Annotated in this window: 11 protein-coding genes and 2 pseudogenes; 5 read left to right on the top strand and 8 right to left on the bottom strand. The window is 60.2% G+C overall.

Features of this window, described 5'->3' with window-relative positions; all coding sequences use genetic code 11:
* Positions 1–51: 51 nt before the first annotated feature.
* On the bottom strand, positions 52–1,374 hold the full coding sequence (locus GPJ75_RS18635) for an MFS transporter (RefSeq protein ID WP_163270053.1): 1,323 nt from the start codon (positions 1,372–1,374) through the stop codon (positions 52–54).
* Positions 1,375–1,491: 117 nt separating this feature from the next.
* Between GPJ75_RS18635 and GPJ75_RS18630 the strand changes: the two genes are divergently transcribed.
* Complete coding sequence (locus GPJ75_RS18630; RefSeq protein WP_163270051.1) at positions 1,492–1,944, top strand: winged helix-turn-helix transcriptional regulator; 453 nt, start codon at positions 1,492–1,494, stop codon at positions 1,942–1,944.
* A gap of 673 nt (positions 1,945–2,617) precedes the next feature.
* On the opposite strand, the gene GPJ75_RS18625 is transcribed toward GPJ75_RS18630, so the two are convergent.
* The 3 genes from GPJ75_RS18625 to GPJ75_RS18615 all read right to left on the bottom strand — a co-directional run bounded on the left by GPJ75_RS18625 (position 2,618) and on the right by GPJ75_RS18615 (position 4,949).
* The gene (locus tag GPJ75_RS18625; RefSeq protein WP_163270048.1) at positions 2,618–3,181 is read right to left on the bottom strand and encodes a hypothetical protein; all 564 of its coding nucleotides are present in this window, start codon (positions 3,179–3,181) and stop codon (positions 2,618–2,620) included.
* A gap of 79 nt (positions 3,182–3,260) precedes the next feature.
* Positions 3,261–3,443 (bottom strand): YjiS-like domain-containing protein, encoded by a 183-nt coding sequence (locus tag GPJ75_RS18620; RefSeq protein ID WP_163270047.1) that lies wholly within the window; start codon positions 3,441–3,443, stop codon positions 3,261–3,263.
* Positions 3,444–3,554: 111 nt separating this feature from the next.
* A complete protein-coding gene (locus GPJ75_RS18615; RefSeq protein WP_163270044.1) occupies positions 3,555–4,949 on the bottom strand; it encodes an FAD-binding oxidoreductase in 1,395 nt (464 codons plus the stop codon).
* 143 nt (positions 4,950–5,092) lie between these two features.
* On the opposite strand from GPJ75_RS18615, the gene GPJ75_RS18610 reads away from it, so the two are divergent.
* Positions 5,093–6,130, top strand: coding sequence for a GlxA family transcriptional regulator (locus GPJ75_RS18610; protein WP_163270042.1), 1,038 nt, complete (start codon positions 5,093–5,095; stop codon positions 6,128–6,130).
* Between the two features lie 440 nt (positions 6,131–6,570).
* On the opposite strand, the gene GPJ75_RS18605 is transcribed toward GPJ75_RS18610, so the two are convergent.
* Positions 6,571–7,527 carry a LysR family transcriptional regulator gene (locus tag GPJ75_RS18605; RefSeq protein ID WP_163270040.1) on the bottom strand — a complete coding sequence of 319 codons (957 nt, stop codon included), beginning with the start codon at positions 7,525–7,527 and terminating at the stop codon, positions 6,571–6,573.
* Positions 7,528–7,615: 88 nt separating this feature from the next.
* Between GPJ75_RS18605 and GPJ75_RS18600 the strand changes: the two genes are divergently transcribed.
* Both GPJ75_RS18600 and GPJ75_RS18595 read left to right on the top strand, forming a co-directional pair.
* Positions 7,616–8,587 (top strand): MBL fold metallo-hydrolase, encoded by a 972-nt coding sequence (locus tag GPJ75_RS18600; protein ID WP_163270038.1) that lies wholly within the window; start codon positions 7,616–7,618, stop codon positions 8,585–8,587.
* A gap of 713 nt (positions 8,588–9,300) precedes the next feature.
* Positions 9,301–9,507 (top strand): annotated as a pseudogene (locus GPJ75_RS18595) (transposase); the annotation flags it as partial.
* Here the strand turns inward: GPJ75_RS18595 and GPJ75_RS18590 are convergent.
* Positions 9,492–9,587: pseudogene (locus tag GPJ75_RS18590) on the bottom strand (MerR family DNA-binding transcriptional regulator); the annotation flags it as partial. The pseudogenes GPJ75_RS18595 and GPJ75_RS18590 overlap by 16 nt on opposite strands.
* 79 nt (positions 9,588–9,666) lie before the next feature.
* Between GPJ75_RS18590 and GPJ75_RS18585 the strand changes: the two are divergent.
* A complete protein-coding gene (locus GPJ75_RS18585) occupies positions 9,667–10,479 on the top strand; it encodes an aminotransferase class IV family protein (RefSeq protein ID WP_163270036.1) in 813 nt (270 codons plus the stop codon).
* 1,083 nt (positions 10,480–11,562) lie between these two features.
* Here GPJ75_RS18585 and GPJ75_RS27445 read toward each other — a convergent pair.
* The gene (locus GPJ75_RS27445; RefSeq protein WP_246249129.1) at positions 11,563–11,790 is read right to left on the bottom strand and encodes a RuBisCO large subunit C-terminal-like domain-containing protein; all 228 of its coding nucleotides are present in this window, start codon (positions 11,788–11,790) and stop codon (positions 11,563–11,565) included.
* Positions 11,791–12,008: 218 nt separating this feature from the next.
* Complete coding sequence (locus GPJ75_RS27440) at positions 12,009–12,257, bottom strand: hypothetical protein (protein WP_246249122.1); 249 nt, start codon at positions 12,255–12,257, stop codon at positions 12,009–12,011.
* Between the last annotated feature and the right edge of the window lie 5 nt (positions 12,258–12,262).

Here is a 12,262-nt window from a genome sequence, read left to right as displayed (position 1 = left end):
CCCGAAGGTTCGTCGCTGTTAAATGATCTCCTCACCCGGGGCAGTCTTCAACTATTCCGCCGCGACTATTCGCCGCGTGGCGGCAACAGGTGTTGCCCGCATCGTCAGGGCCCAGAAAACGAGCGTCAGGATGCTGATGCCCGCTCCCATCAGGCTGACGCCGTTCCAGCCAGCATGCGCATAGACGATTGTCGAAATCGAGGAGCCAATCGCACTGCCAATCAAGTAGAAGATCATGTAGGCAGCGGTTAGACGGTTCTGTGCTTCCGGCCGCACCCGGTAAATCATGCCCTGGTTTGTCACATGCGTTGCCTGCAAGCCGAAATCGATGATGAACACGCCGACGATGAGCCACAGGATCGAATGTGACAGCATCGAGATCGGCAACCATGCAATTAGCATGAGAGTGAGCGCGATCCCCGTTGTCCGCTGCCCATGTCCTCGGTCGGCCCCCCGCCCAGCGCGTGCAGCTCCGAGCGCGCCGGCCGCGCCGGCGAGGCCGAAGAGCCCGACCTGAGTATGAGATAGTGAAAAGGGCGGCGCGCTCAGCGGCAACACCAGGGGCGCAAGCAGTGTTGTGATGTTGGCGAAGATCAACATGGCGATGACAGCGCGGATGCGCAGCACGGGTTCCTCGATGAAGAGCGTCAACAAAGAACGGATCAGGCGCGGATAGGAGATTGCAGCCTTCGGCTTCTCCTGGCGCGGGAGAGCTTTGTAGAGGAGCCCGGCGATCACAAGTGTCAGAACAGCGGAAAGGAGATAGATCGTTCGCCACCCGGAAAGGTCGGTCAGAATTCCGGCGGCGGTCCGCGCCAGCAGGATGCCGAGTACGATGCCACTCGTTACCACCCCAACCACCTGTCCGCGCTCGGCAGGTCGGGCCAGGCTCGCGGCATACGCAACAAGGCCCTGCGTGACCACGGCCAGGAGCCCGACCGCCGCCATCGAGGCCAGCAGCACTGCTGCCGTGGTAGAAAGTCCCGCGCATCCTAGTGCCAGAACGGACAGCAGCGATTGAGCAAGGATCAACTTGCGACGATCGATGAGATCACCGAGCGGCACCAGCAGGATTAAACCAAGTGCATAGCCCAACTGGGTGGCCCCCACAATCAGGCCCGCCATCGTGCGCGTAAGCCCGAGATCGTCGGCCATCACGTCAAGCAGCGGGTGAGCAAAATAGGCGTTGGCTACCGCGAGACCGCTCGCAACGGCGAACAGCAGCGTGACCGGTCGGGTGAGCACCGGCACCTGAGTATCTGGCCCGGAGACTGATCCTGATGATCTGTTCGTATCATCCTGCCTTCCCGCTTCATTCGGGCGCAGGACGCCGTTCGCAGCACCACCCGGCGCTGCATCCCTCACCGAATCCATTGCAAACTCCCGTCATATTTGGTTGTATTACGAAACCAATTCGCCAAATATCTTATTTGGTTTTATAACGCAACCAAAACTCGATGATGGTGCGTTCCTTATGTTGGAGCCGAGTCAATGGTCGGTCGAAAGAGCCTCAAGGGAGACTACTGCCCCAGCGCCCGCTCGCTGGACGTGATTGGCGACTGGTGGTCGCTGTTGATCGTGCGTGACGCCTTTGATGGCCTCACACGCTTCAGCGAGTTTCAGAAGAGTCTCGGCATCGCCAAGAACATTCTTACGGATCGCCTGCGCACGCTTGTTTCACGCGGCATACTGGAGGCCGTCCCGACCGGTGACAGTGGGTCGCGCGTGGAATATCGCCTGACTGCGGTGGGCCGGGATTTGTTTCCAGTGATGGTTGCACTGCGGCAATTCGGCGAACGCCACCTTTTTGGACCGGGTGAGAAGCATTCAGTTCTGGTCGATCGCGAGAAGGGGTTACCGGTCCACCTCGATATCCACACGCAGGATGGCCGAACCATCGGCCCTGACGACACGATGCTGTTGAAGATCCCGGAAGGGGAATGAGCGGAATGAGTTCGGCAGGAAATGGAGCGGGGCAGCAACACCCCCAGTCGCAAATCGCAAAGATCACCGAAGGCGCTGCGGCGATTATTCTCGGAAAACGGTGCGAATGACTTGAAAGGATCTGTACCAACCGCGAATTAGCCTATTGAGAGGCTTCCGGAGACGCCTTGGTTGAGTCCGGTCCGGTCGTTCCCGCCAGGCCTTGCGAACGACAGCTTAGCGCCGCCAATTCAGCTGTTCGAACTGTCTATGCCACCGCCTGATAGCTGCCACTGCCGAGGGTGAAGCGTCGGTCGCGGTTGCGGACCAAGCGGTCGTCGCCAAGCCGATTGCCGAATGACGTGTTCGGGGCCGTCACCTGACGGGCGGGTCTCGGAAATGAGTAGAGCATACCTGCCGTACACGCCTCAGCGTCGCCCGACCGAAACCGGCTACGGGAAGTGGTGACGGGGCGCGCATATCAAGTCTCCGGTGCGATGTTCTTGTTGAAGCGTATAGACGCGCTTTCTCCGATACTTTCGGGGAAACCCTCGCCTTCCGGCGCCATCGGCCGTTCCAACGGCAGCACGGATCGCGCAGATCCATGGCAAAAGCGGCGCGAGGATCGAAATCACCGGGTGCTGCCGGACCGCTTGTGAGGCGGCCCGGCGGGTATCGTGCGAGCAGGAAGCCATCAATTCTCGTCTTCGAGTTTCGCATAATCGCCGGCGTTCTCGATCTCGAACTGGGCGCGCACGCCGAAGCCTTCGGACATGCCGAGATTCGTCTGGTACATCACGCCCTCGACACCGGCATAGTCTCCGAGCCCGCCGGTGATGAGGCGCGGCATGGCGACATTGTAATCGGCCAGTTCGGAGCCCTCGGTGACGATCATGTCTCCGCCGTCGAACTGGAAGACCTGGCTGCTGATAATGATCGTTCCGTTGGTGGTGTGGCCACCGTCTGCGACATACGTGCCGTCGCATGTCCAAGTTCCGATGACTTTGTCGGGAAAGACCGGCGAGCCGTCCGGGTTCACGCCCTCGACGCCGCCGTCGAGGGTGCCCGCCTCGTAGATATAGCCTTGGGTTACGAAGGGGTTACCATAGGCAGGCAAGCCATCATCATGCACCGGCGCGGGCGCAAAGACGAAGCGGGTGTGGTCTTCGGCCACGTCGAAGCTCACCAGCGGAGCGGCCGAAGCGGCGTGCCCGAGCAGGATTGCGGCCGCGGCCGCAGTAGAGAGTAGTTTCATCATTGTAGTGCTCCGAGTATAAGCAGCCCTAATGTTGAGGGGATCGCGCGGCCCGGGCTGCTGATCGTGGCGCGCGCATTTCTCAGTTTTGATGCCACCAATCGGGGAACGCAGAAGCCCGCGCGACGGCAGTCGCGATCCCGTCGCGCCTGAGGCCGATGTCGGCCAGTAGATGGTCATTGAGGTCCTTGAGGCAGGCGGTCTCGGCGGCACGTCGCCGCCGAGCCTGCATCCGCGCGACCAGCCGCAGAAGGGAGCGTTTCATCAGGAACGCCTCCCTCTTGCCGAGCGATACATGATTTCAGTTTCGGACCCGCCTTCGGTGAAGAAGATGGTGCCCGATCCGGCATTGGGAAGCGGTGACGGCGCATGCATATCAAGCCCCCGGCGCGATATTCTGGTTGAAGCGGAACCGGTTTTCAGGGTCATACTTCGTCTTGATGTCCACCAGACGCTGGTAATTCGATCCAAAACTGGTGCGGGTCAGAGCGGCACCGTCTTCGCCGTGGCCGGGGAAGTTGAGATAGACGCGGCCGTGATGGCCGAAGCGCTCCGACGCCTTCCAACCATCGCGGGCCCAGGCAATGTTCGCGGCATCTTCGCCAGGATCGGACCAGACACTGTCCAGAGAATACATCCACCCCATGGACCGGTCGCCGAAAGCCGTAGCCTCAGCCGGGACCTGCGCCGTCGCCCCACCGAAATTCCACAGAGATGACAGCGTATTGTCCGAGGGCGCAGACTTGGCGTACTGCATTGCAAGGTCGATCATCTCGTCGGTCAGGCCGGTCAAATATCGCGCTTTCCAGTAGCAACGGAAATCGCCTGACGGCATCAGCGCATCGAAGAGCTGCTGCACATCGCAGTAGTCCATCCGGCCGGAAAAATCGGCGACCATGGGCCCGAGTTCGCGCAAGGGCTGAAGCAACGCCTCGCCTTCCGCGGCATCGCCGTTATAGACGCAAGCCAGCGTATAGATGCGCTTTCCCCGATACTTTTCGGGGAAATCCTCGCCGCCGGCAGTGGAGAACTCGCAGAGCGATCCGACACGATCACCATGCTTGGCCAGAAAGTCGCGCCACGCGCGGATCGGGCCAGGGCCGTCGTCGAGGGCATATATGGGGGCCGCGAACATCACTTCAGGGCCGATGGGGTGAAGCGCGAATTCGAACTGGACGACGACACCAAAATTACCGCCCCCGCCCTTGAGCGCCCAGAGCAGGTCAGGGTTTTCATCGTCACTGGCACGGACAAGCATGCCGTCTGCCGTGACCACATCTGCCGCGATCAGATTGTCGACCGAAAGTCCGTGCTTGGCGCGCAGCCATCCGATCCCGCCGGACAGTGTCAACCCGGCCACGCCGGTCTCCGAAATGAGACCGCCGGGCGTCGCAAGGCCGTGCGCCTGGCTGGCCTTATCGACATCGCGCCACAGAGCGCCGCCTTCAACGACGGCGACACGCGCCTCGGCATCCACCGTGACGCCGCGCATAAGCGACAAGTCGATCATGACGCCTTCGTCGCAGACTGCGTGACCCGCCACATTGTGGCCGCCGCCACGGATTGCGATGGGCAGATCCCGCGCCACAGCCAGCGATACCGCCGCTATCACGTCATCCACGTCCTTGCAGCGCGCGATAAGCGCCGGGCGCCGGTCGATCATGGCGTTCCAGACCATTCTTGCCTCGTCGAACCCGGGGGCGCCGGGTAGCAACATCTCTCCGCGAAAATCTTCAGCGATCGGGTCGAGAGCCGTTCTCAGATCGTTCATTTCAAAACTCCATTGCAGCGTTGCGATGGAGCTACGACAGCCTCAGTGGTCTGGGCAGTGGCGATTTGGTCATGAACAGGTCATACTGGACAGGCGGCTGGGGCATACGCGCCAAAACCGTGCCAAAATGGTCAGAGACTGCTGTGAAGAGTTCGAAAAAGCCATTGATCGTGTTGCTGGCGGAGCCGGAAACCTCGGCCTCCGTCCTCTATGGCCTTTATGACGTATTGCTGTCAGCCGGGGCGGTGTACACCGATATGGTCGCCGGCACACCGGGGCGAGAATTGCTGGAAGTCAAGATCGTCTCGATGGACGGCAAGGCGTTTCACTGTTTGGGCAATATCCCGGTCGAGCCGCACGCGGCGATCGACGATCTGGACAAGGCGGACGCGGTGATCGTCTGCGACATGTATACGTCGATCCATGATGTGCCCACGGGCCGATACCCGCGAGAGGTGGCCTGGCTGAAGAGACACCATCGAGATGGGGCGCTTATCTGCTCGGTCTGTTCCGGGGCTCTCCTGATCGCGGAAACCGGCCTGTTGAACGGGCATGGGGCGACGGCCCATTGGGCCTATCGAAACATGTTCCAGCGCAACTACCCCAAAATCGCATTTCGCAACGAGTCCGTCCTTTGTCTGGAGGCGGAAGGCGACCGCATCGTAACCGCCGGCGGGGTCAGCGCATGGCACGATCTGGCGGTCTATCTGATCGCCAGGTACTGCGGATATCGGCAGGCGATCGAGACTGCGAAAGTGTACCTGATCAGCGGGCATTCCGAGGGCCAATCCCCCTACGCGGTGATGACCCGTCCAATGACGTCGGAAGACGGGCCGATATCGGATTGCCAAGCCTGGATCGCCGACAACTACGCAATGGCCAAACCGGTGGAGCGAATGGTCGCGCGATCCGGTCTGAATGCGCGCACCTTTTCGCGTCGTTTCAAGGCGGCCACGGGCTTTGCGCCGATAGAATACGTGCAGGCAATGCGGATCGAAGAAGCGAAGCAAATGCTGGAGACCGACACCCTGTCGGTCGACGAGGTCGGCGCTTCGGTCGGATATGACGACCCGGCCTCGTTTCGCAGGGTCTTCAGGCGTGGCGTGGGGTTGTCGCCGTCTGCCTACAGGAGGAAGTTCCAGCGTATCGCGCAGATCGCCAGACCGCTTGAGGTCCATTGATTTCGCATTGTGCCACGCAATGAACGCGCTTCGCCCTCCATTCGCGTGCCACGTGTGGCGATGCGCCGAAGCGGACGTTCCCGCCTGGCGATGCGAACGTCTTAATGGTCCGCAACCGCGACCTCAAGCGTCGTCATAGGGAATGTCTGCTTACAGAAAGTGATAGGCTGGGCTCTACGACCGACATGCGGCGCGAAGCCGCCGTTCGTAAGGTGTGGCGGGAACGACCGGACCGGGCTCAATCACGACGATGCCCATGCCGCCAGGAATGTCCGCAATTCAACGAGCCCGCCTGGAAGTTTCTAGTCCGCTGACGGCCCCTTTGTGGTCATCTTTTTTTTGCTTCCGCAGTCGCGAAGCTGCTTGGCGCGCCGGCTCTGCGTCCCCGTGATAACTCAACGTTCCAGCTGCTTTACCCGCATATTCAATCGGATTGGGCGTCAACTTGCTCCCAGTTTGAGCAGCGGTATTGGCTCTTGGCGTTCTATGATCCGCTCGATCCTCTCCCGAAGCCATACGACGCCCAGGTCGCGATCGCTCTGCGCGGACCAGACCATCGATACGGGCGGTATATCGAGGTCGAGCGGCACGGGGCTCAGCGTAAGTCCAAACATTCGCCCATAGCGCGAAGCAAGACGGGTGGGCACCGTCATGATCAACGGTGCTGACGAGACGGCGGCAAACACGGTGAGGAACTCCGAGCCGGCAATGACCACGTTAAGCCGCGCTTCCGCCCTGGCAAGTGCATCCTCGAGACAGCCCTGCAATGTGTTGTTTAGGCTGATGAGGGCATGTTCGGTCTGAAGATAGGCATCGGTGCCGATTGGCACCTCCAAATCCAGAAGATCACGGTTGAAGCAGCATGCAAGCGACTGATCGAACAACTTCCGCCCGCGATGCCGGGTCGCCGAATAGTCGAAGCACCCCACGGCAACATCTATGGCGCCGTTGTCGAGCAAATCATGAACTTCCCCGTCAGCGATCGGCCGGCCCTGCAGCCTGATGCCCGGCGCAATCCGCCGGAGTATGGCAGTAAGCTCCGGCAGCACAAGCAGCTCAAGCTCGCTGGAGAAGCCCAGCCGGAAGGTGCGCTGATGAACCGCCGGATCAAAACTCTCCTCCCAATGCAGCACGTCCTGCATCTGCTGCAACGCCAAACGCACCCTGGGCGCGAGCATGCGCGCACGTGCCGTCGGCTGCATGGCTTGCCCGACGCGCACAAACAGTTCGTCCTGCAGGAGCACGCGCAAGGTAGCGAGGCTGTGACTCATCGCCGGCTGGCGAATCTTGAGGCGGGCTGCGGCGCGCGTGACGTTCCCCTCCTGCATAAGCGCGTCGAACGCAACGAGCAGATTGAGATCGAAAGACCTTAAATCGAAATGATCGATGGAGCTCATGATTGGCATCGATTTGAACACTAACGCACAGATACGTAGCTGAAGCGGGCAGCGCAAGCCGCGCTGAAACCAACAGTAGAGACAACCGATGGACAGACGCAATTTCCTGAGAACGATTCCGGCCGCAGCCCTCGCTTTCAGTGGGCCGGCCCTGTTGAACAACAGTGCCGCAAAGGCGGCGGCCCCTTTCGCCAAGTACCAGGCACCGGGGTTCTACCGCATGCCGCTCGGCGACTACGAAATCACCGCTCTGTCGGACGGCACAATTCCCCTCCCGCTCGATGAGCTCTACCGCGAAACCACGGCTGCGCATGTGAAAGAGGCGCTGGAGGCGACATTCCTCAAGCTGCCGGCCATGGTCTCAGTTAACGCCTATCTGGTGAACATGGGCGACAGGCTCGTGCTGATCGATGCAGGGACGGGACCTTTGCTCGGCCCCTCCCTTGGAAAGCTTCCGCAAGCATTGGCCGCAGCCGGGTATGAGCCCGAACAGGTCGATGCGGTCATCCTGACGCACATTCACACAGATCATTCAGGGGGCTTGATGTTCGACGGCAAGCGGCTCTTTCCCAACGCAACCCTACACGTCAACAAGCGTGAAGTGGACTATTGGCTCGATCCAGCCCACCGCGCTGCCGCCCCGGAAGCCAAGCAAAACCTGTTTGACGAAGCCGTCGCATCCGTAAATCCCTACGCGGAGGCTGGGCGTCTCGATACATTTGGCGACAATGAAGGCCCGATTCCCGGTTTTCGGAGCATCTGGCGCCCTGGACACACACCCGGCCACAGCTCGATCGTCGCGGAAAGCGGCGGCGAAACATTCGTTGCCTGGGGCGACATTACGCATGGAGACGTGCTGCAGTTCGATGAACCGAAAATCACCATCGATTTCGATGAGGATCCGGCCCAGGCGGCAAACAGCCGGAAAGTCGCATTCGCAGAAGCCGTCGAACAGCGCTATTGGGTAGCTGGAGCTCACATCGCGTTCCCGGGGATCGGGCACGTGCGGACCGACAGCACCGAGTATGACTGGGTGCCCGCAAACTACAGGGCGGGCTAAATTTATCAGCTCGACCGGCAGTCATCACCGGTCGAGCTGATGTTTACGTGCCGTCGCAGTTGTCCAAATCGGTGTTTCGCTCCGAAGGATTTGCAGGAACGCCGATGCCGACCAGGAACGATCAGACAAGTACCTCTTTGCCCGCATGCCGAGCCCTTCGATCTTGCGCAGCCGGGTCGCACTGTGAAAGTCCCATCGTATTTCTCCTTCGGCCACCATTGGACAAAGGGAAAACGAATGATCGAGAGGCTTTGGGGGCGGCAGCGGAACAGCTGCTTTCTGACGAGCGAGGATCAGAAGCCGACAGTCGCCTTGCGGCCCCAAGACTGCCGCAGCAGACGATCTGCAAATATCCGCGTATCGGGCAGACGCCAACGCCCCGGTTGGGGTGGGAACGCGACGGTCTGCTTTTCGTTCGAAGCAGTGGATCGCTGAGGTTCCAGCGGAGAAAGGTTGCCGCTACAAGCGCGCTGAAGTGGGCATCGAAGCTTCGAATGCTTCGAGAAGTTCAGTCAGCAGCTTCCTACTCTCCGAAAGTTTTCGGATCTGCTCATGGTCGTGTCCCAGCCCGTGGTGTAGGTGCGGCGGTGACGAAGCCGCTCGCGCGCGCGCCCTCAACCGCGCTGTAGCGAGCGAGCGGCGTTAGGGCGGTCATCGATGTTCTCCGGTAAAGGTCGGGTTGCGAAGACCAACCTGATTCGAAGGAAGCATCGATGACCAACGACATAATGGACCTGCGCGCGCTCGTGGAGAAGACCCCCGACGCCGATATTCTGCGCGACATGATCGGCTTTGCCGCCGAACGGCTGATGGAGTTGGAGGTGGGCGCGGCGACCGGCGCAGCCCATGGCGAGAAGAACCCGCTGCGGCTCGTCCAGCGCAACGGCTATCGCGATCGCGACTGGGAGACGCGGACCGGCGCGAGGAGCCCCTCAGCTTCATAATAGCGGAGCATTCGAACGCTGACGCCGGTTTTTTGGGAAAGTTCGCCGATCTTCATTCGAAGCCCTTGACTCTGACAGTGCTGTCAGACCGTAGGAAGAACGCTCCAATATGTAAATGCGCAAGGGAGCGTAGCAATGACCGGCAAATCGGACTTTCGGACCCAGATCAATGGGCAATCGGCGACAGCTGAAGACCTCTCCTCGCTTGCCTTCGCAGGCTTTGCGCACTTTACGGCTATGCAGGTGCGAGACGGTGCCGTACGCGGGCTTGACCTTCACCTATCGAGGCTGAGGTCGGCGTCGGCTGAGTTCTTCGGTCAGGCTCTGCCCGACGCAGTGGTGCGCGAACGTTTACGAAGCGCTATCCATGCTGGGCGTTCGGCTCTATCTCTGACGGCCACGATGTTCTCAAGCAATGGCGAGTTCACCTCGACTGGGGCAGAGGACGACCCTGCCATCCTAGTACGCACGGCACCTCCATTCGATGGTCCTGAAGGGCCTTTGCGTTTGGCCATAGTCCACCATGAGAGACCCTTCCCGACGATCAAACATGTCGGCGAAGCATCGAAGACCCACTACCTCCGGCAAGCCGTGAAAGAGGGGTATAACGACGCGGCATTCATCGACACCCATGGACGTATAAGCGAAGCCACCATCTGGAACCTCGCCTTCTGGGATGGCGAAGCAGTGGTTTGGCCAAAGGCAGCGCTTCTACCCGGTGTTACGATGCAAATCATTCGCCGTCGACTCGAAGCGCTTGGCATCGCTCAGCGGGAGGAACCGATCACTCCCGCTCGTGTGATCGATATGAAGGGCGCGGCGGTTATGAACTCCTGGACGCCGGGCGTTCCCGTCAGCGCCCTCGACTCCACGTCTGTCCCCCTATCACCGACCTTCATCGAAATCCTTCGGGCTGCCTATGAGCGCGAACTGCTGGTCGATATCTAAGCGAAAGGGTCCGCTTTCGGCGACACCTTGCATGATGCGAATGGCTTGAACGGGGTCGTTTCGGAACGTCAGCTTACCGGAAAGGGTCGACCGAGACCCGACATTCCGCAAACGGCCCAAAAAGCAGGTTGAAGCCTTGCGCCAATGCGGTACGATCAAGCCGATTGAAGTATATGCGGGAACCGAACCAATCCACAGAAATATTTTGTTGGTATTTCTGTTGGTTCAGATTCCAACGATCAGCCTCCAACTACTTGGAAAAGAAGCAAAATTTTCTATTCTTATATTCCGCCCCTGGGCACCATGCATTATAACATGTTGAAATCATTGAATTTTTTGCTCTTTCTCACTCGGAATCGCATCCTTGGGGAAAAAGCAGCGTGCTCGCTCCGGCAACCGGCACTGTTGACCCGTCGGAGACCGACATTGTCAGCGTTGCAATGACCGTAGTGCGCCTCCAATCCAGCCATAGAGCCGGCTTCGACGTTCCCCAAAAGCGGACGGTGCAGAATCTGTCACGGAGGTCGCACTCGCGAACTTTGCTGACCCTCGGGGCATCCAATGACCTACTTACACGCTCGGCATGGTGCTGATTTGCGCCTACCTTCCAAAACGCTAATAGCACTCGACGGTGTTGTTCGGCGTCACGAGCACTTCGGCGCGGTCTGGCAACTGGCGAGCACCATGAATGCCGCAACGACTGCCGCGATTGCGCAGGACGAGCGCATCATCACAGATGTTTGTCCTTCCTGTTGTACCTGACAGCAAACCGGTGCCCGACGGAATATCCGATGCAGCTCTCTCACAATTTCGGCGCCCTTTCGTCATTTGGTACGTGCGTCGGCTGGTGGACTTTCCTCACTGCTTCGATCTCGAAGCAGTTCTCGTTCTTGTCGAGCCAGGTCACCTGGACGATCGTCTCCCCTGTCTCGAGCCTTTTGACGCTGGTGACGGCCCCAAACGCGACATTTCGAGATGTCTCGGCAAAGACGGATTCTGGCGTGACTCGCCCACATAGGTCTTTCATTCCATCGCGACGCGCACAGCAGGCGGCGAGTTTAATCAATTTGAGCTTCGGCCGAATCATTCAGACCGGCGCTCGCCTGAAGCAGAAAGCCGAAAGTGGGAAAGACGCAGGCAAAAAGCTACAAAATACAACGAGGCGTTCCGGATCATGCACCGCTCGGCAAGCGGTGCATGATCCGGATCGGCGCAAACCTCGTCGTCCTTGATGAAGTCGACCCCCACCTCGCAAAGCAGGCCCACGAGATCCGCAATCTCCGATGCGGCCATGCCGACATTGGGCTTGATGATCGTGCCGAAGAACGACGGGTCGCCGATGCCGAGCCAATGGCGCGTTCCCGAAACGCCGAGAGGCGGGCGGTCGAAGCGGTCGCGATAGGTCCGCGGGAGAGCGATGCCACCAGACGCAGGCCGGTAACCTCGCCGAGATCATAGAGATTTACCGGCCACCGTCGCGGCCAGGGTGGTCAGGTTGGCGCCCATATTGGCGAGCGGAAAGGCGACCTTCACGCTCGCCCGCAGGGCCGGCGGCCCTTGCGCTGCAGATAGGCGCTTGCGAGGCTGCGCGCGGTCACGGGCTCCAGTTCCTCCACGGACAGGATCTCGGCTGCGGCGCGCTCACGCAGCGCATCCGTCTCGCCCGCCACGCGAACGAACGTTCCGCTGCTCTGCTCGCCGGCCATGATCGCCGCCACCTTCTCAGGCTCGAACGGAGTCTCGATCAGGTATTGCGCTTCCAGCGTCCCGGCCTTCATCGGCG

The sequence above is a fragment of the Chelativorans alearensis genome (genome assembly GCF_010993735.1).
Classification (GTDB): Bacteria; Pseudomonadota; Alphaproteobacteria; order Rhizobiales; family Rhizobiaceae; genus Chelativorans; species Chelativorans alearense.
The sequence above is the reverse complement of the archived record's forward strand: the minus strand, read 5'-3'. Positions and strand labels throughout refer to the sequence as shown.